This window comes from Brevundimonas sp. SPF441 (assembly GCF_009661015.1).
Lineage (GTDB): Bacteria > Pseudomonadota > Alphaproteobacteria > Caulobacterales > Caulobacteraceae > Brevundimonas > Brevundimonas vesicularis.
In genome coordinates this window covers 1-16,359 of the sequence record NZ_WJWX01000025.1, presented here as the reverse complement: position 1 = coordinate 16,359, position 16,359 = coordinate 1, and the positions used below count along the sequence as shown (strand labels likewise).

Genomic DNA, 16,359 nt, shown 5'->3' with positions numbered 1-16,359 from the left:
CCCCGGCCGTTGCGGGTCGGGGCTGATCGGGCGCGTCTTGCGCTCTTGGCGTGTGTCCGCGATTACCGTTCCGGTGTCAATCGCCTTGTTTGGCTACCACCTCACGGCGCTGCTCTCTCCCAGGCTGCACGACGTAAAGTCTCGCTGGAGGCAAGACGGCTAGAACACCGCCGTCAACAATGCCTTCCCCGGTATCGAAATCGAGCTGAACGTACTTCTTGGTGCCAAAGCGATTGTACGTGACGGCCAAGCCGACACGCCCGTCGCCGGTAATGAAGAAGCCTTCGACGAATGATTTTCGTTGAGGGAGAAGATCGAACGAATAATTATCGGCTGGGTCGAACTCTCGCTCACCTACGATTTGCGTCAGCGTCGTGTGGACGTCTGAGAGATCGATCACATAGGGCGGTCGAGGGTCGGACTCGCCTCCGTCATCGAATACAGCAACGAGCATTTCGCGCTCGTCCGAGAACGCTAGCCCGATGATGTGCCGCGTACCGTACATAGCGGAAATCAGCATGCCCGGTTTCACGTCGTCATACTTGAGCGGCAGGGCGAAGCCGTAGGTGCGTGTGGTCATGATCACTCCAATCCGAAGGTGATAGCGCACGCGTCCAGCGCGAAAATCAAGTCCTCGCGGATGCGCGCCTTCACGGACCCGCTGCTAGTCATGTCGCCCAGGTTCGCCCCCTTTCCCGCGATCTCCACCAGCGCATGGATCGCGCGCATGGCGGGATGATTTGCCGGCAGCCTGGGCAGTGCCCGCCGCTCGGTCTCCGTCGGCGCATCGACGCCGCAGATCATGAGGTGGATGCCGAAGACCCGTTCCTCGATCTCCCGTCGCTTGTGGTCCCAGCCGTCGCCGCCGCGGACGACGTTCAGCTTCTCCGGGTCCAGCTGGGGCGGGGTAAGCATCTTCTCCGGGTCGATCCGCTCATAGTCGGCGCGGTAGAGCAGACCGGCGGCGTGCTGGGTCCGGCTGATGGAGTTGGCGGTCAGCAGGGTTTCCAGACCATCGCGGGCGATGCGCGGCGCACCGACGGCGCCCTCGACGTTGGACTTGTCGATGACGATGCCGCGCAGGGCTTCAAGGCCACGGCGCTCTTCCAGGGCGTCACCGACATTGTCCGCCAGTACCTTCGCGCCCAGCTCAGCGTCCAGCAGTTCCAGCGCACGGTGACCGGCGCGGCGGGTCTCCAAGCTCTCGCTCGCCAGATCGTCCTGGGCCTTGGCAAACCGATAGGCTTGGCCCTGGGTCAACCGGACACCCCGGATCGTCACCGGCGCCGCGTTGTCGTTGACCGCTGCGGGGTGGTTGTCGTTGGCCCCGATCATCCGGGGCGAGGACGGCTTGGCGTATCGGCCCTTGCGGAGCTTCGCCTTGGCTTTGGATTGCTTGCTCACGCGGCTGCGCCTTTTCGATCCGGGCCGGCATCATTGGCCGCTGAGAGGTGCATGTCGGCATCCAACAACGACGCGGCGGCGTCTCTCAAACACTGAACGGCGGGGTGTTTTCGGGGCAGTTGTTCGGCTTGGTTGATCAGCCCATCAGCGAGAACGCGGTATGTGCCGTCGTTGGCGATAGTCATGCGACCTTCTCCGTCTCGATGAACTGCCTCGCATCCGTTGAGAACGACATCAGCACTTCACCAGGCTTTCCAATGGTTTCGTGATATCGGCTCTTCTGAACCTTGATCAGCGTGGTCTCCTCCGTCTCACGATGGACGATCACACCCAAGTCGCATTTGTTGTACCAGTTCGCCGAGCCCGCGATGTCGTAGAGGGTTGGCATCTTGTACTTGCCGTCGCTGTCTTTCACCGACTTGGTCGGGTGAGCGATGACGCAGATGTGGACGCGAAAAGCCTTAGCGAACCGCTTCAGCGCCCGGATCGCCCGGCCCGTGTATTCGGTCTCCGTCTCTCCATGCTTTCGGCTGTGCTCCAGCTCGTTCCACGGGTCGATCATGATAATGCTGGCTCCGTAGCGAACGACCGAGGCCTCCATCTTGTCGAGGAGCCATTCCAGGTCGGCATCCTCGTCCTCGCTGGGGACGATGAAGACGTGGCGCTCGTCGATCCAGCGATCGGCCGCATCGATCTGCTGCGGGTCGGCCCGATAGTCGGGGAAGCCGATGAACCATGAGCGGAGGTTCCGCTTGTGGTCGCGCTGAGGCTCCTGTTCGAATGAAGCCCAGGCGATGGTTAAGTCGTTGTCCTGGGCGATCCCGCACATCACGTCGTTGGCGAAGCTGGTCTTGCCGAAACCTGGCGTGCCGGTGATGACCGAGAAGTCGCCCAGCCGGACTTTGAAGTTGTGCCGGAAGTTGGCGAAGCGGCTTGGTCGCGGCTCGTAGATCACCTGCTTGGGGAGCGGCGGCAGTTCGCTCATCCGGTGGACGCCCTCAACCTTGATCCATTGCGCGCGGTTCAGGGTCTCGATGACGCCCTTCTGACCATAGTCCTGGAGCACCTCGTTCAGGTCTTTCAGACGTGGCCGGCCGCGTGCCTCTGGGTCGCGGGCCTTGGGATAGGTCACGAACTTGCACCGGAACCGGCCTAGCTGGATCGACAGATCTTGCAGAAGGGCGGCGCCGTTGTCGTCACCATCCGTGGCCAAAATCACCTCTGGCACGGCCTCGCGCGACAGGAAGGGCTTTAGGTCGCGTAGCCAGTCGTATTTGGCGCTTGCTTCCAGATCCTCAGCGGATCGCTCGCCAGGAGGCGGGGCACCATCAGGGACGCTGATCGTGCGCAGGAATCCGCACTGGATCGCCGTGGCGGCGTCGATCTCGCCTTCGGTGATGACCAAGGGGCCGGACAGGCTTTGATCCTTCAGCGCGTCCTCGTTCCACGCGATCTTGGTGCCGCCCTTGGGTTCCTGCCAGTAGCGGGGTGCGCCCTCAGGCACCTCACCCATGCGCTTGAACTTTCGCCGGACGACATCATCGCCACGCCGGAAGTCGATCTGCAGGACTTCACCACCACCTGGCGCGCCGTTCAGGCCGAGGCGCGACGCCAGTTCCACGTCCAGTCCACGGGCGTCCAGCATGTCCATCACGGTCATCGAAAAATCCTTCTTCGTAGGGGCAGTGCCAGCATTTCACGAGAATGACGTCCGACTGGACGGTGACGTGAAGGCACGGGTCTTTCTTCTTTTTCCGGTTGGCTGAGCACTTCGGACAGGTCGTCCGGTAATCCGCACCGTTTCCGGGATTAATGCCCGCCGCTCGGGCCTTGTCGGTCTTATGCGCCATCACACCCACCCGACCCGCTTGGGCTTAGCGTCCTCGTTCCGCCGGCGGGCAACGGCTTCGGCAGCCCTGCTGAGGTAGCTCTGGGGATCCTGGGTGCCGCTCACGGTCGCCTTGGCGAGAGAGGGCAGGAGGTCGCGAGGTTCGAGCTTGTGGAGCGAGATCAGCCGACCGAAGAACGGTCGCGCCTTGGCTTGGGTCATACCGCCCTGGCTGGTTAGGAGGGTGACCGCCTGTCTCCACGCCTCGGCATCGTGATCGATCGACACGACGCGCCGAGCGTCCGAAGATTTATCTTCGGAACCCTTTGTATCTGTCTCTGTCTCTAGCTTGGATTTCGCTAAAGCGTTCGCTTCGTCGTTGTCGTTGTTTCCAATGACTTTTGGCGGCATCATCGGCTTGTTTCGCCCGCCTTTCGCGCCACTCTCAGCGTTTTTTCGCGAACGTTTCGTTTGTTTTTCGAGCTCTTCACGGACGCGGCCGTTGATCAGGGCGGGGCCGTGTTGGGTGTCAATGACCTCGATCTTGCCCGCTGCGATCAGGCGCTCACGGATGATTTTCCACCCCCTGACGGACACCAGCATCTGGCCCGCCAGCATGCGATCTTCATCCGGCACAGGGCCGGCGCGGTCGTACATCATGTCCAAGAGGGTCGTGTAAGCGCCGCGCTCTTCCAGAGGCATGCGCTCCATGCCGTCCAAGGCGTCACGATGATAGCGGGGATGCCACTCCAGCCTGCTCATGCCGCCTTCTCCGTGTCGAAGAGCGGACCGCACTTGATGGCCTCGACGCGCTGGATCGCGGCATCGGCGAAGCGGTTAAGCTGTTCCGCTGCGGCCGGGTTCTGTTTGGCCCGGGCCTTGGCCTCGCGTCGGACCATGCGGGCGTAGTGCAGCTCAAGATCGACGATGTCGCGCCTATTCATCGCGGCCCCCATCGTTGGCAGCCTTGGTCAGATTGGCGAATGCCTGCTCGGCGGCGGCGCGCTGGATCGGGCCGGTGTAGATTGAGACATGGGCGAAGCGACCGAACGTGGAGGCGGCGCCCTCGGCGTCGAGACGGGCGCACAGGGCGTCCTTCACGGCTGAGAGCACGCCCTCGCAATGCAGGACCAGATCGGCGTCGCTGATGCCGGCGATGGCGACGGCGGCGGCCATGCGCGCATCAGTCCTCACCTTGGCGTCACGCGCCTTCTGAGCGGCGGTGCGGCGGTCCTTGTCGATTTGGGTCAGGACGCGGTCGGAAAAGTCACGGCGTTGGGGACGAGACATCAGGCAGCCCACCGACGGTTCGCGCGCTCAAGGTTCTCCTTGGGCTTCGGCTGGGTGATGTCGCGGGCGAAGGCGCGCTGGGCGTGGTCGAGGCAGTAGGAGCACTTCTCGATGCCCTGATAGATCGGGGCGCCACAGGCCATCTGGTCGGCCGCGCGGTCAGGCGTTCCAACGGGCCAGGCGCATTGACCGAAGCTGCGACCGATCATCGGGACCGAGTTGTCGTTCGCCGCGTCGATCGTCCGCTTGATGATCAGGCGGCCGGCGGCGGCTTTCTCGGCGCGCTGCTCGGCGGTGCTGTCGGTCTTGGACTTGGACAGGTCGAAGGGCTGCGAGACGGCCGCCTTCGGCGGCTTGGGAGGCTTCGGCGGGCGAGGGGCCCGAACGGGCTTCACTGCTGATGCCGGACGTCCCCTGCCGAGTGGCGAGGGGCGACCGGGCAGCTTCAAACGATGTGCCTTGCCGATGATTGCCGAACGGGTCCGGTGCGGAAGACACTTTGCAATCTCGCCTGCGCTGAGGCCAAGTCCCCATAGGGTTCGGAGCGTCACTTCGTCCGCTTCGGGCCAATCCGGTGCGGTGTAGGAACTCATTGTGCGGCCCTCCCGGCCGTGAAGTTGAGGGGATCCCAGCGGCCGGCGTCGCGCGGAAAGCGGGTCTTCACGGCGTGGAGCCAGAGACCGAAGGCGTCGGCTTCGTCGGGGACGGCAGGGTTGAAACCGTAGGTGCGGGCGGCGCGGACCATGTCGTCCTTGTCGGCGCGGCCGGAGCCGGTCAGGGCCTTCTTGACGGTGACCGGGTAGACCTCGCAGCACTCGATGGCGGCGCGGACGGCGACCATTTCAGTGATGCCGGCGAGGGCGTGGAGCTTGCGCGTCACATGCGGCGTCGCGCTGGACGCCAGGATGGGCGCTTCGAACAAGAGAAGGCTCGGCCCGACCGCGCGGACCTTCGACGTCAGCCAGTCCTCAAAGGCAATGAGGAAGGAGCCGACATCCTCGCCGGTCTTCGGCAGGCGGATATGACCGATCGCCGGCAGTTCGCCAGTGTCGGGCAATCCGAAACAGAAGCCGGTGCAGGTTGCGAGGTCGAGCGCGAGGTACATCAGGCGGCGCCCTGAACCGCGGCCGCAGCCAGATCGTCGTTGGCGGCCGACTTTTCGAACTTCTCAGCCAGTCGGGTCTGGGCCCGGCGCCAGCCTTGCGAGAAGTCAGGGACGTGGGCGGGCAGCACCCATTCAGGCGGGATCTCGTCTTCGCCGCGCAGGCCCATGGCATAGCCTTGAGCTTCGGCGTCGACGGAATCACGGGCGGCGTCGCCCAGATTGAACAGATCGGGCTGGGTGCCGGCCGGAAGGCCCGCCCAGGTCCGCAGCTTGGCTCGACGTTCTTCCTCGGCCGTCAGGTCGCGGCGGCTGGCTTTGCCGTCGTCCAGAATGGCCTGCAGTTCCTTGCGCGAGAAGCCGTCCGCCTTCGCGGTGCGGAACAGATCGGTCAGGGCTTGGGCCTCGACGTCCAGCGCCGCCTTTGCGACCGCCTTCTTCGCTTCCTGCACACGCAGCTTGTTGATGTGCGACAGGAAGACAGCTTCCTCGTCGCGGTTGGGGATCGACTTGGGTTCGCCGCCGTCAGGGCTGGCGCTCAGCTTCTTGGCCATCTGGCCCTCCATCAAGACCGCTCAACGGGGCGGTCGGTCCCGTTGGTCAGCGCTCTCGCGGGTGCGAGGCGAAGGAGTTGAGGGCAAGCTCGGCCCGAAGTTGAGCGGTGCGGGCGCGGAGGACTGCGACCTCGGCCGCTGCCTGGGCCCGGGTGTCGCCACGGACCTTGGCGGCGCGATATGCATCCTTGGCGTCGGAGACGGCCTGCAACGCGGCGATGGCGCGGCGCTCGCGGAATGGGCGCGTCACGGCCTGGAAGGCGACGTGGGCGCCGTAGAAGATGTCGCCGAGCGTGATCACGACCGCTTCCCTGCAACAGCAACGCAGTGGTGATAGAGCGCCAGCAAGGGGCGCAGGGCGTCCTTGATGTGCGGCAGGGAGGCCGTGGCGTCTCGCTCGCAGAAGCCATCGACATCGGCGGCGCGGCGGATGATCTCGCCAACGGCCTCACCGCTCTCGACCGAGAAGGCGGCGACGTGCGCCTGGAGAGCAGCCTCATCAATCACCCCGGCCGGGACGAAGACGCCGCCAGCCTTGAGCGCGATGTGCTCTGCCAAGGCGACGCCGCCCTTTTCCGCCAGGGTGCAGGCATCAGCGAACGATAGGTTGGTGCGGGCGTTCGCTGCGGCGTCTTCGTCACTGACGGTGTAGGCCCACCACGTCTTGCGCTCGACATGCGCTGCCATCGCGGGAGGTCCGCCGACCTGATCCATGGCACGGCTGATCGCCGACCAGATCGTGCCGGGAGTGCGGGGCTTCATCGGAGAGAAGTTCTGCATCTGTTGCCCTAAAGGCCGGGGTTTCATTCAGGGGTGATCAAAAGCCGCCCTCAGGCGACGGAAGGACTTGGCTGTTCGGGAGAAGGCGATTGGGCTTCAGAGTTCGCGGCGTGAGGATGTGGCTGGGCGACACCGATGCTCGCGAGGACGCGGACTGTTGGCCGCTGCGTGAGATCGTAAGCCTGTGCGGCCTGACGCTCGGCGGCGATCAGCCCTTTGAGGACCGGCAGGAACGAAGGAGCGGCGGCGACGGCAGTCGTCAGGCACCGAGACGCCTCAAGCTGGCGACCTTCTGCGGCGTGGTCACGGAAGAGTACGAGCAGGTCCAGCAGGTCGTGGACCGTGCAGAGCGTTTCGACCAGAAGCGGAGAAGAGGCCGGTGAGGGGGGCACGTCAGGCCGCCTTCTCGGTGGCGGTGTCGTCGTTGGCGGCAGTCAGTGCGATCCGACGGTCGAGAGCGTGAGCGACCTTCCGCAGAGTGCCGAGGCGCGGTTCAACACCGCCCTCGCGCCAGCGCCACCAAGTGGACTGTGCCACCCCAACCTCTGCGAGGATGGACGCCATAGTCAGGCCGGCGCCCTTGGCGCGTTGCTCGACTTCGATCACTTCGGGAGCGGGGCTTTGCATGCCGCGGAGAATGTGCAGGAATGCACGGTAAGTCAATGCCGAAATGCACAGTCCATAGAGGACGCGCATGTGCACAATCGCGCAATGGCCGATACAACCGACGATGCCCGTGCTTTTCTCACCCGAGCTTTGGAAGTCTCGGGCCTGAAACCCTTTGCGTTAGCCAAGCGGGCAGGCGTCGCGCCGACTACGATCACGCGTCCGCTGAATGATCCCGATTTCAAGTTCACGCCCAAGCCAGCCACGTTGCGAAAGATTGCCGAGGCGGCCGGGCTGGAGCTTCCACAGGCGCTCGCGGTCGCGCCCGCGTCGGCTCCAACATTCAACGAGTTGCCGGTCATTGGCCCCGTGCAGGCCGGGGCTTGGCTGATGCTCGACGAGACGCCGCAAGACGAACCGATCCTCGTTTCGGCCATGGTCGATCGCCGCTACCCCCACGCCCGCCAGTGGCTGCGCGAGGTGCGGGGAGATTCAATGAATGCTCGCGGCATCACCCCTGGCGACTTGGCTCACATCGTTGACGTGACGGACGCTGGCGTGAACTTGAACAGCGGCATGATCGTCGAGGTGACGCGTACGCGTGACGGCGGATCATTGCGCGAGATCACGCTGAAAGAGGTCGAGATTGGCCCCGAAGGCATGAGGTTGTGGCCACGATCCACGAACCCGCGCTGGGTAGACCCTCTTGTGCTGGACGACGGCAACAGCGGTGAAGTGGAGGTCCAAATCACCGGCCTGCTCCTGCAAGCAATCAAGAGGTTTCTCTAAATCTCAGCGCTTGCCGGCTGCGTCGAGGATTGACCGCTCAAGCGTCCCCAGGCTGGCACACTCCGTCGAGCCGACGCTGCCATCCCAAGCGCTCATCCGGGATTGACGGTATCTGGCGTTGACTGTCGCGTTCACGCCCGTCGCCGTCTCACGCACGAAGACATTCAGGTCCGCTGCGCCTCCTACTGGAGCCGCGAGAGCTGCGGCGCCACAGTCGGCATAGCCTCCCAGATCATTCCCCCGAGCAAACATCCGCTCGGCGTAAATGATGCCGCTGTCCTTCTCGATGGTCTTTATGGCGATGTTGCTGGTCGCGAAATACTCGACCAGGTTTGCCCACACCTCGTTTTTGGTGAGCGGGATCGCTCGACTGTTCTCAATCGGGATCACGGCTGGCGCCGTAACGCAGGCCGACAGGCTGGACACCAGAGCGGCAGCTATAACGAGCTTTTTCATTTCGATCTCAGCGATGGATGGGCGCGCCGCCCTGAAGGCTGGCTCGCTGTTGTTGCGCTAGGGCGCGAATGTCGATGTCGGACGGGCAGGTGAAGCTAGTCTCCCATGTGCCTGCCGATAGCATCGAAGCCGGGCCGGCCATGCAGCCGACGGGATCAAGAAACGTCTGAGCGGCGATCTTGATGAGCTGTGGTCCGTCGCTGTTCGAGGTCTGCGAGATCCGACGCTGAAGCATGAGCGTGTTCTCCGAGGGATGGATGTAGACGGAGAAGGCTGCCGGTCCCATGCGAACAACAGCGTCTGAAAGCTCCGTCCCATAGGAGAGCATGCGGCCTGTTCCTGCGCACGCCGTCAGCGTTGACGCCATAAGCGCCGCCAAAATCACCTTTTTCATCACAACCCTCCCTTGCTCTTGATCACCGTAGTGGAAGGCCGCGCGCAAAAAACTGTGCATTTGTGCATTGACAGATAACGTGCAGGAATGCACAGTCTCTCCACAAACACGGAGTGACCCATGTCAGCCCAACCCGCCACCCTCGACCGATCCGCCGCGCTTGAAACCGCGCGCTCGTTGATCGGTCACGCCTACGTCTCGTCGCCGGTCCAAGTTGACTGCTTCAACGGCTGGACCTTCATCGCCCAATGCTTCGGCGGCCGGGCTCCGTCGTTCGTGCCGGGCTGGGGCCCGCGCGATCGCTGGATGGCCATGGGCCAGTTCTTCAACCGCGGCATGAAGCTGACGACCCTCGCTGCGGCTCAGCCCGGCGACGTGCTGGTCTTCGACATGGGCCGCGACGGCTTCCATGCCGGCGTTGTGTCCGAGACGGGCGGCGCCGAACCCAAGATGATCTCCTGCCAGTTCGGCAAGGCGGCGTCGCAATGCTGGCTGGGCCGGTTCTGGACCGATCGTCTGGTTGGCGTCTTCACCTATGCGGACGCTGCGGTTCCGGCTGTGAATGACAACGTCGAAGTCGGGGAGGCGGCCTGAGATGCGCCCGATCTCCGCAATCCTTCCCTGCGTGCTGGCGAACATCGCCGCCGCCGCTGATCTGGACCCGAGCGCGGTCCCGTTCACCCAGCGTCCGCTCTTCATCGTCGAGGGGCCGAAGGTTCTGGACCGCCGCACCCGCCGCTGGATGACGGTCGATCAGGCCACGCAAGAGCTGATGCGCCTGGCCTCCGAAATGGCGGTCGCCGAAGACCCTGGCCTGATCATCCCAGTTTCCAATGCGCTGGCATGGGCGATCCGCGACGCGCGGGAGGCCGAGAACGATCCGCTGCCGCCGGCTGCAATGGCGAGGGCTGCCTGATGGACATCGACAAGTTCTCAGTCCGCATGGGCGCCGCGATCATCTGGATGTCGGTCCTTACGCCGTTGAACAGCGCGCTCGAGGCTTACATCGCAGCCGACTGGTTCAAGCTCTTCTGGATGGCGTTTGCCGTCCTCGGCGCGATCTCCATCGGCGTCAAAGTCTGGAGGGCTGCGTGATGGACGCCATCCTTTGCCCCGGCATCGGCCGCCCGTTCGCTGTCGCCCTAGTAGGCCCCAACGGCGAGTTCACCCGGATCTCCGAGCATGACTGCCCGGCTTCGGCCATCGCCGCCCGCAACGCCGCCAACCGCGCGGCAGAGGACGCGGTGAAGGCCCTGCGTCTGGTGCTGGCATGACCGACCGTCCGCACCCTCTGGGCCTGACCTCGCACCCGGCCTGGGACGCCGCTGAGCGCAAGCTGCTCCAGCTTCGCGCCGCCCGCCGTCGCCTGCTGTTTCCCGCCCGTCGGCCGCTTCTGGCCCAACTCAAGTCCTGGCTGACCGAGTTCGTCGCCTGAACGCCCTCCAAATCCTCGTCGCGGCCGTGGGCCTGCTGGCGATCTTCTCAATCCCGCTTCGGAGGAAGCCGTGAACGACCACCCTTTGACTGAACATCCCGTCGAGCAGCCCATCCGCGCCATCGACATCGACTCAATTCCTGGCGTTGAGGCGTCCTACGTCGTCGGACGGAACGGCGTCACCCGCATCGAGGCCTGCATCAAGCCGGGCGTCTACTCGAACATCCCGTACGTCCGCGTCTGGAAGGGCGAGGTCTGCGAGGCCGAGTTCTGCCAGCACAACATCGTTGGCGTCTACTTCGATCAAGGAGAGGGCGCATGACCCTGCACAATCCCCTCGCGCTCCCCGCCAACGGCAAGGTCAGCCAGCCTGGCTGCTATGCCATTCCCATCGAGGCCTATCACTCGGACATCTGCGTCGGCCCGTCGGTGTCGTCGTCTGGTCTGCGCACCATCTGGGCCGAAAGCCCGGCGCATTTCTGGGCCCATTCGCCGCTGAACCCGAAGCGGCTGCCGCAAGAGGACCGCCCCGCGTTCGCCGTCGGCCGCCTGGCGCACAAGCTGCTGCTGGAGGGCCGGGAAGGGCTGGAACAGGACTTCGCAATCCGGCCCGACGAATGGACGGACTGGCGCACCAAGGACGCAAAGGTTTGGCGCGACCTGCAGATCGGCATGGGCCGCACCGTCATCACACCCGATGATCTGGTGACCGTCACCGGCATGGCCGAAAGCCTGGGTCGCCACCCCGTGGTCAAGGCGGGCATTCTCGACGGCCATGTTGAGCGCTCGCTGATCTGGAAGGACGAAGAGACGGGCATCTGGCTCAAGAGCCGTCCCGACGTGATCCCGAACAGTTCCGGCGACTATGCCGACCTGAAGACAACCGTCAGCGTCGCGACCAAGGCGCTGGAGCAGTCGCTGTCGTCCTACGACTACCCCATGCAGGGCGCGTTGGTCGGCATGGCTTCCGAGGCCGTGCTCGGCATCCCCATGCAGTCTTTCACTCTGGTCTGGGTCGAGAAGACGGCGCCGTTCTGCGTCCGCGTCACCACCCTGACGCCCGACGACCTGGAACGGGGCCGCATGCAGGTCCGGTCAGCGCTGCGCACGATGGCCCGATGCCTGGACAGCGGCGAGTGGCCCGGCCCCGGCGCCCAGCATGACGCCGAATACCTCTCCCTCCCGGCCTACGCCGCCAAGCGGATCGACGAAGAACTCGAGATCCAGGCCGCCAGCGCCAACGACAACCACGCCCAGCACGAGGCCGCCTAGACCATGAACCAGCAAGTCGCCACACGCCCCGCGCAACCGAAGCCGCCGATGATGGCGGGCGGGCAGGTCGCCGCCCTGGTCCCGCAATCGCTGGACGAGGCCTTCCGCGTCGCCACCGCCATCGCGGCGTCAGGTCTGGCCCCCAAGGGCGTCGACACCACGGAGAAGGTGCTGGTCGCCATCATGGCCGGCGCCGAACTCGGCTTCGCTCCCTTCCAGGCCATGCAGTCGTTCGCCGTCATCAACGGCAAGCCCAACATCTGGGGCGACGCCCTGCCGGCCCTGCTGTGGTCGCGCGGTTTCGAGATCGACGAATGGTTCGACGACGACAACCAACCCACGAAGGCGTTCTGCAAGATCACGCGTCCGGGCGGGAAAGAGATCGAACGGTCGTTCTCCGTTGCCCAGGCGAAGCAGGCGGGACTGCTGGGCAAGCAAGGGCCTTGGCAGCAGTATCAGAGCCGGATGCTTCAGATGCGGGCCCGCGCCTTTGCCGCCCGCGATGGAGCCTCCGACGTGCTGCGCGGCATGCTCGTCGCCGAAGAGGTGCAGGACTATCAGCCGATCACGGCCCGGCGAGTCCCGTCGGAAGGCCCAGGCCTCGCAGCTCGGCTGACCGCCCCAAAGACCGACGCGGCGACCGAAGGCTTCAACTCCCTGCACGGCTCGCCCGTGGACGACGACCATATCCCCGATTTCGAGGCGGACCCCTCCGACGCCTCGGAACAGCCCGCGTCCAATGGTGCCTCCGACCAGACCGACGCGGGCGAACCCTTCCCCGGTGACCTCCCCATCACTGGAGAAGGCGAGACAGCCAAGCCCCCCGAAGCCAACGCCGTTGAAGGGACGGGCTCGGCTGTCGACGTCATCGCTTGGGCTGACAAGCTGATCGACGACCTGCCGTTCATGCGGCCCGAGCAGATCGCGCATCTGGAGCAGGACCGGAAGGAACTGGCCAAGTTCGCCATCCTGAAGGCCACCGACCTCAGCAAGGCAAAGGCGCTCGAAGCCGCCATCAATGCTGCGAAGGAGGGCTGAGCATGGTCGTTCTTCGCGTCATCGACTTCGAAACGACGGGTATGGAGCCGCCGGCCGCTGAAGTGGTCGAGGTCGGCTACTGCGATCTCATCGCCACCGAGGGCGGCAACTGGACCGTGGGCGCTCCGGTGTCTTGGCTGTGCGGCGTCGGCGCCATCCCGCCCGAGACCCGCGCTGTCCACCACATCAGCATGGCCGATGTCGCGGGTCTGCCGACGTTCGCCGAGACGCGGGCCCAGCTGTTCGCCAGCGTCCCGGTGCTGACCGGCGTCGTCGCCCATAACCTCGACTTCGAGAACCGCTTCCTCGGCGACCACGGGGCGCACTCGATCTGCACGCTGAAGGCTGCGCTTCGGATCTGGCCCGACGCTCCGGCTCATTCGAATGGCGTCCTGCGCTATTGGCTGGAAGATCGCGGCTTGCTGGCCCTGGACCACGACACGGCCATGCCGCCGCACCGCGCCGGGCCTGACGCCTATGTCACCGCCCACATCCTCAAGGCGCTCTTCGCCGCCGGCGCCACCGGTCAGGATCTGGTCGCCTGGACGAAAGAACCGCGCGTTCTGCCGACGTGCCCGATCGGCAAGTTCCGGGGCAAGCCATGGCCCGAGGTCGATGCCGGGTTCCTGTCGTGGATGCTGGTCCAGCCGAGCATGGAAGCGGACCTGAAGTGGAACGCCCAGCGCGAGCTTGATCGGAGGGCGGGACGATGAGGCCTGACGTCTCTCTGATCGCGGCCCCGGATCGCTCGACCGAGAAGCGCGTCCCGCTGACACCGAAGCAACGCGCTCAGCTGGCCTTAGACCAGAATGGCCGGTGCGGCTGCGGCTGCGGCGAACGCCTCGACCACGCCCGCGAAGGCACCATCGACGAACATATCGTCGCTTTGGCCTTGGGCGGCTCCAACGACCTGTCTAACCGGGCGATCTGGCGCAAGCCGTGCTCTGCGGTGAAGACCGCCAAGGACATGGCCTTCATCGCTCGGGCCAAGCGCCGGGCCGGCGAGACCTGCCAGGGAGAACCCGCACGAAAACTGAAGGGCAGGGGCTTCGGCTCCGTCTCCCGCGGCTTCGACGGCAAGATCAAGCTGACGAAGAAGGCCGCTCGGACCCAGGCTGCGAACGACGGCGCCGCCTCTTCCTCCAACAGGGAGGGCTAGAGGATGGGCGCTGCATCTGCACGCGGCTTGTTTCGGGCGACGGGCAAGGCGTCGAAGCCGGTCCCGGTGCGCCTGCTCGACGGCTCGTATGAGAAGGCGGATTCGCTGGAGCGCGAGAAGGACGACTTCTACCCGACGCCGCCCGAGCCGATCCGCGCCCTGCTGCATGCCGAGATCGATCGGCTGCGCGACTTCCCGCTGATCTGGGATGCTTCGGCCGGTGACGGCGCTCTCGTCCGCGAGATGGAGGCTATGGGCCTGTCGGTCGTGGCCTCCGATCTGATCGACCGGGGGATGGGCGCCGAGATCCGCGACTTCTACGATTTCACGTCCGCGCCAGCCCGCGCGTCGGTCCAGAATCCGCCCTTCCAGGAGTGCGGCTGGGGCAACGGCAAGGCCCGCTGGCTGACCCACGCGCTGGACACGCTCGGCCTCGAATACATGGCCCTGCTGCTGAACTGGTCATGGCCAGGTGCCGGCGGCCTCGCGCCCTTCTGGGCCAAGAACCCGCCAGCCCGCGTCTACCTGATGCGCTGGAAGATCGACTTCACCGGGCAGGGTGCCCCGCCCATGCTCAACGCTTGGTTCGTCTGGGACCGTCAGCACCAGGGCGAAACCGTCCTGCGCATGCTGGACCGCAAAGACGCGCGCCAAGGCCAACTCTTCGGAGACGCCGCCTGATGTCTGACCATTCCATCACATCGCCCGCTGAAATCACCGAGGTCGTGAAAGTCGATCTGTTCGGTGACGTTGGAGCCAAACGCTTCGACGAGGCCTTGGACGCGCTCCATCTCTTCGCCCAGGCCACGGGGTGCCTGGCTGGCGGGAGCGTCATCGCTTGGTTTGCGGAGAAGGACCGTGAAGCCCGAGCTCTGGCGCTGGCTGAGCGGGTGATGCCGGGGTGGCATGTCGGTGTTCAACCGTGGTTTCACACCGATCCTGATCGCGTGACGAGCCGCGCCTACCTGATCCGTCCAGACTGGAAGCGCTGGAACCCAACGGGCGACGAGTGGTGCGACCAGCATCACGGTCGGTCGTGCCATACCGCCGCGTTCGCTGTCGTCTCAGCATTGCTCCGCGCCCAATCGGAGGCCCGCATCTGATGGGGGAGAAGCAGGGACAACCCAACAACGCGCGGCTGATCGCTGAACTGCAAGCCGTGACACTCGGCATCCACCTGGTCGGCCTGGATCGACTGCCCGAGGTGATGAATGCGAACCGTCCGAGCGCCACCGGAGAAGACAGCCCCGCAAATGAGGGGGAGGGCGCATGACCCGCTCAGTTGTCAGCCAGATCTTGTCGGTTGCTCAGCAAGTCGGCGAGATCGTCAGCGGTCGCGAGGTCGAGCCCAACTTGCAGGGCGCCGTCGATCTCGGCCGGCTGCCCTGTCCAGAGATCAAACACAGTCCATCCATCGGTGTCCGGTCGGATGCTGAAGCGCGCTGTCATGACCTGATCATAGCACGGCTCGCTCAATCACAGGATTCACGCGCATGACCGCGACCCAAGCCCCCACACCCGGCCCGCTGAGCGGGACACTGACCGATCCGATGGAGCGCATGGTCGCGGAGGCGTTCGAAGCTGCTGGGATTGGCTTCAAAACGAACACCGCCTCCGGACTGGATTTCGCCATCGACGGAGCGCCGGTCTTCGTCGAGGTCAAGCAGTTTCACACCCCGCGCATCGCCGGGCAGATGGCCCGAGTGGATAACGTCGTCGCTATTCAGGGGCGACAGGCGATGTCGTGGTTTTCATCCCTTGTTCGCCGCCTCGCCGCCACCGCTCCGGTCGAAGCGAGCGGGTCGGAGATTGACGAGCGCACCGGGCATCCGACGCGCTATTCGCACCGCCCCCAACCGAGCGGAGAGACGCGGCCGACTGACGAAGAAATCCGCTCAGCCATCAAGGCCACGGAATACAAATACTTTGGCGACTACGAGTTCACCGAGGACCAGCACACCGCTGTCGATATTCTGGTTCGCGCGGCTCAAGTCCTCCTATCCACCAGCCCCCTCGCCTTGGGAGGCCAGCAGGGGGAGGCGTCTGTGCGCGATATGCGGCTAAGCCATTGGGCCGAAGTCGAACCATTCCCCGCCCGAGCCGAGGCCCAGGACGAAGGGGCGGCGGGGGTGCCGGTGGCGTTCGAAATCGTCAGCTACGACATCTATCCGGGCGCTTGCTGGATCGCACCGAGCGCCGCTGACGAATACCGCAAAGAATATGGCTGCACCCTGCGCCCCCTCTACGCCCAC

General features: G+C 64.9%; 32 protein-coding genes. 16 read left to right on the top strand and 16 right to left on the bottom strand.

What is annotated here, in order from left to right; genetic code table 11:
- Positions 1–76: 76 nt before the first annotated feature.
- The 12 genes from GGC30_RS13205 to GGC30_RS13150 all read right to left on the bottom strand — a co-directional run bounded on the left by GGC30_RS13205 (position 77) and on the right by GGC30_RS13150 (position 6,940).
- Entirely contained in the window at positions 77–580 is a 504-nt protein-coding gene (locus GGC30_RS13205; protein WP_153925064.1) for a hypothetical protein, read from the bottom strand.
- A gap of 2 nt (positions 581–582) precedes the next feature.
- Positions 583–1,404 carry a hypothetical protein gene (locus GGC30_RS13200; RefSeq protein ID WP_153925061.1) on the bottom strand — a complete coding sequence of 274 codons (822 nt, stop codon included), beginning with the start codon at positions 1,402–1,404 and terminating at the stop codon, positions 583–585.
- Entirely contained in the window at positions 1,401–1,589 is a 189-nt protein-coding gene (locus GGC30_RS13195; protein ID WP_153925058.1) for a hypothetical protein, read from the bottom strand. The genes GGC30_RS13200 and GGC30_RS13195 overlap by 4 nt, the downstream gene beginning before the upstream one ends.
- Positions 1,586–3,064 carry a bifunctional DNA primase/helicase gene (locus GGC30_RS13190; protein ID WP_153925055.1) on the bottom strand — a complete coding sequence of 493 codons (1,479 nt, stop codon included), beginning with the start codon at positions 3,062–3,064 and terminating at the stop codon, positions 1,586–1,588. Before GGC30_RS13190 ends, GGC30_RS13195 begins: the two co-directional genes overlap by 4 nt.
- A 189-nt stretch (positions 3,065–3,253) precedes the next feature.
- A complete protein-coding gene (locus GGC30_RS13185) occupies positions 3,254–3,994 on the bottom strand; it encodes a DUF1376 domain-containing protein (RefSeq protein ID WP_153925051.1) in 741 nt (246 codons plus the stop codon).
- Positions 3,991–4,176 carry a hypothetical protein gene (locus GGC30_RS13180; protein ID WP_153925048.1) on the bottom strand — a complete coding sequence of 62 codons (186 nt, stop codon included), beginning with the start codon at positions 4,174–4,176 and terminating at the stop codon, positions 3,991–3,993. Before GGC30_RS13180 ends, GGC30_RS13185 begins: the two co-directional genes overlap by 4 nt.
- Positions 4,169–4,522, bottom strand: a complete 354-nt coding sequence (locus GGC30_RS13175) for a hypothetical protein (RefSeq protein WP_153925046.1) — start codon at positions 4,520–4,522, stop codon at positions 4,169–4,171. Before GGC30_RS13175 ends, GGC30_RS13180 begins: the two co-directional genes overlap by 8 nt.
- Positions 4,522–5,115: a GcrA family cell cycle regulator gene (locus tag GGC30_RS13170; RefSeq protein WP_153925043.1), complete on the bottom strand. Its 594-nt coding sequence runs from the start codon at positions 5,113–5,115 to the stop codon at positions 4,522–4,524. Before GGC30_RS13170 ends, GGC30_RS13175 begins: the two co-directional genes overlap by 1 nt.
- Complete coding sequence (locus tag GGC30_RS13165; RefSeq protein WP_153925041.1) at positions 5,112–5,627, bottom strand: hypothetical protein; 516 nt, start codon at positions 5,625–5,627, stop codon at positions 5,112–5,114. Before GGC30_RS13165 ends, GGC30_RS13170 begins: the two co-directional genes overlap by 4 nt.
- Positions 5,627–6,178, bottom strand: coding sequence for a hypothetical protein (locus GGC30_RS13160; protein WP_153925038.1), 552 nt, complete (start codon positions 6,176–6,178; stop codon positions 5,627–5,629). Before GGC30_RS13160 ends, GGC30_RS13165 begins: the two co-directional genes overlap by 1 nt.
- Positions 6,179–6,224: 46 nt before the next feature.
- Positions 6,225–6,479 (bottom strand): hypothetical protein, encoded by a 255-nt coding sequence (locus GGC30_RS13155; RefSeq protein WP_153925035.1) that lies wholly within the window; start codon positions 6,477–6,479, stop codon positions 6,225–6,227.
- Complete coding sequence (locus GGC30_RS13150) at positions 6,476–6,940, bottom strand: hypothetical protein (protein ID WP_153925032.1); 465 nt, start codon at positions 6,938–6,940, stop codon at positions 6,476–6,478. The genes GGC30_RS13155 and GGC30_RS13150 overlap by 4 nt, the downstream gene beginning before the upstream one ends.
- 128 nt (positions 6,941–7,068) lie before the next feature.
- Between GGC30_RS13150 and GGC30_RS13145 the strand changes: the two genes are divergently transcribed.
- Positions 7,069–7,341: a hypothetical protein gene (locus GGC30_RS13145; protein WP_153925029.1), complete on the top strand. Its 273-nt coding sequence runs from the start codon at positions 7,069–7,071 to the stop codon at positions 7,339–7,341.
- Between the two features lie 10 nt (positions 7,342–7,351).
- On the opposite strand, the gene GGC30_RS13140 is transcribed toward GGC30_RS13145, so the two are convergent.
- Complete coding sequence (locus GGC30_RS13140; protein WP_153925026.1) at positions 7,352–7,654, bottom strand: hypothetical protein; 303 nt, start codon at positions 7,652–7,654, stop codon at positions 7,352–7,354.
- Positions 7,655–7,669: 15 nt separating this feature from the next.
- Between GGC30_RS13140 and GGC30_RS13135 the strand changes: the two genes are divergently transcribed.
- A complete protein-coding gene (locus tag GGC30_RS13135; protein ID WP_153925023.1) occupies positions 7,670–8,353 on the top strand; it encodes a LexA family transcriptional regulator in 684 nt (227 codons plus the stop codon).
- 3 nt (positions 8,354–8,356) lie between these two features.
- Here GGC30_RS13135 and GGC30_RS13130 read toward each other — a convergent pair whose 3' ends face one another.
- A complete protein-coding gene (locus GGC30_RS13130) occupies positions 8,357–8,809 on the bottom strand; it encodes a hypothetical protein (protein ID WP_153925020.1) in 453 nt (150 codons plus the stop codon).
- A gap of 7 nt (positions 8,810–8,816) precedes the next feature.
- Entirely contained in the window at positions 8,817–9,203 is a 387-nt protein-coding gene (locus GGC30_RS13125) for a hypothetical protein (protein ID WP_153925018.1), read from the bottom strand.
- 120 nt (positions 9,204–9,323) lie between these two features.
- Here GGC30_RS13125 and GGC30_RS13120 point away from each other — a divergent pair, with 120 nt between their 5' ends.
- The 13 genes from GGC30_RS13120 to GGC30_RS13060 all read left to right on the top strand — a co-directional run bounded on the left by GGC30_RS13120 (position 9,324) and on the right by GGC30_RS13060 (position 15,380).
- A complete protein-coding gene (locus tag GGC30_RS13120) occupies positions 9,324–9,797 on the top strand; it encodes a hypothetical protein (RefSeq protein ID WP_153925014.1) in 474 nt (157 codons plus the stop codon).
- Between the two features lies 1 nt (position 9,798).
- Positions 9,799–10,119: a hypothetical protein gene (locus GGC30_RS13115; RefSeq protein WP_153925011.1), complete on the top strand. Its 321-nt coding sequence runs from the start codon at positions 9,799–9,801 to the stop codon at positions 10,117–10,119.
- Positions 10,119–10,298, top strand: a complete 180-nt coding sequence (locus GGC30_RS13110) for a hypothetical protein (protein WP_153925008.1) — start codon at positions 10,119–10,121, stop codon at positions 10,296–10,298. Before GGC30_RS13115 ends, GGC30_RS13110 begins: the two co-directional genes overlap by 1 nt.
- A complete protein-coding gene (locus tag GGC30_RS13105; RefSeq protein ID WP_153925005.1) occupies positions 10,298–10,477 on the top strand; it encodes a hypothetical protein in 180 nt (59 codons plus the stop codon). The genes GGC30_RS13110 and GGC30_RS13105 overlap by 1 nt, the downstream gene beginning before the upstream one ends.
- Positions 10,474–10,638, top strand: a complete 165-nt coding sequence (locus GGC30_RS13100) for a hypothetical protein (RefSeq protein WP_153925002.1) — start codon at positions 10,474–10,476, stop codon at positions 10,636–10,638. The genes GGC30_RS13105 and GGC30_RS13100 overlap by 4 nt, the downstream gene beginning before the upstream one ends.
- Positions 10,639–10,708: 70 nt before the next feature.
- Positions 10,709–10,960: a hypothetical protein gene (locus tag GGC30_RS13095; RefSeq protein ID WP_153925000.1), complete on the top strand. Its 252-nt coding sequence runs from the start codon at positions 10,709–10,711 to the stop codon at positions 10,958–10,960.
- Complete coding sequence (locus GGC30_RS13090; RefSeq protein ID WP_153924997.1) at positions 10,957–11,910, top strand: PD-(D/E)XK nuclease-like domain-containing protein; 954 nt, start codon at positions 10,957–10,959, stop codon at positions 11,908–11,910. Before GGC30_RS13095 ends, GGC30_RS13090 begins: the two co-directional genes overlap by 4 nt.
- Positions 11,911–11,913: 3 nt before the next feature.
- Complete coding sequence (locus tag GGC30_RS13085) at positions 11,914–12,948, top strand: hypothetical protein (RefSeq protein ID WP_153924994.1); 1,035 nt, start codon at positions 11,914–11,916, stop codon at positions 12,946–12,948.
- A 2-nt stretch (positions 12,949–12,950) separates the two neighbouring features.
- The gene (locus GGC30_RS13080) at positions 12,951–13,661 is read left to right on the top strand and encodes an exonuclease domain-containing protein (protein WP_153924991.1); all 711 of its coding nucleotides are present in this window, start codon (positions 12,951–12,953) and stop codon (positions 13,659–13,661) included.
- Complete coding sequence (locus GGC30_RS13075) at positions 13,658–14,107, top strand: HNH endonuclease (protein ID WP_153924988.1); 450 nt, start codon at positions 13,658–13,660, stop codon at positions 14,105–14,107. Before GGC30_RS13080 ends, GGC30_RS13075 begins: the two co-directional genes overlap by 4 nt.
- Positions 14,108–14,110: 3 nt before the next feature.
- Positions 14,111–14,788: a hypothetical protein gene (locus tag GGC30_RS13070; protein WP_153924985.1), complete on the top strand. Its 678-nt coding sequence runs from the start codon at positions 14,111–14,113 to the stop codon at positions 14,786–14,788.
- A complete protein-coding gene (locus GGC30_RS13065; RefSeq protein WP_153924982.1) occupies positions 14,788–15,210 on the top strand; it encodes a hypothetical protein in 423 nt (140 codons plus the stop codon). The genes GGC30_RS13070 and GGC30_RS13065 overlap by 1 nt, the downstream gene beginning before the upstream one ends.
- Positions 15,210–15,380 carry a hypothetical protein gene (locus GGC30_RS13060; protein WP_153924979.1) on the top strand — a complete coding sequence of 57 codons (171 nt, stop codon included), beginning with the start codon at positions 15,210–15,212 and terminating at the stop codon, positions 15,378–15,380. The genes GGC30_RS13065 and GGC30_RS13060 overlap by 1 nt, the downstream gene beginning before the upstream one ends.
- A 5-nt stretch (positions 15,381–15,385) precedes the next feature.
- Here GGC30_RS13060 and GGC30_RS16320 read toward each other — a convergent pair whose 3' ends face one another.
- Positions 15,386–15,556 (bottom strand): hypothetical protein, encoded by a 171-nt coding sequence (locus tag GGC30_RS16320; RefSeq protein ID WP_194943602.1) that lies wholly within the window; start codon positions 15,554–15,556, stop codon positions 15,386–15,388.
- A 44-nt stretch (positions 15,557–15,600) separates the two neighbouring features.
- Between GGC30_RS16320 and GGC30_RS13055 the strand changes: the two genes are divergently transcribed.
- The coding region (locus GGC30_RS13055) for a hypothetical protein (protein ID WP_153924976.1) at positions 15,601–16,359 on the top strand (759 nt) is incomplete at its 3' end.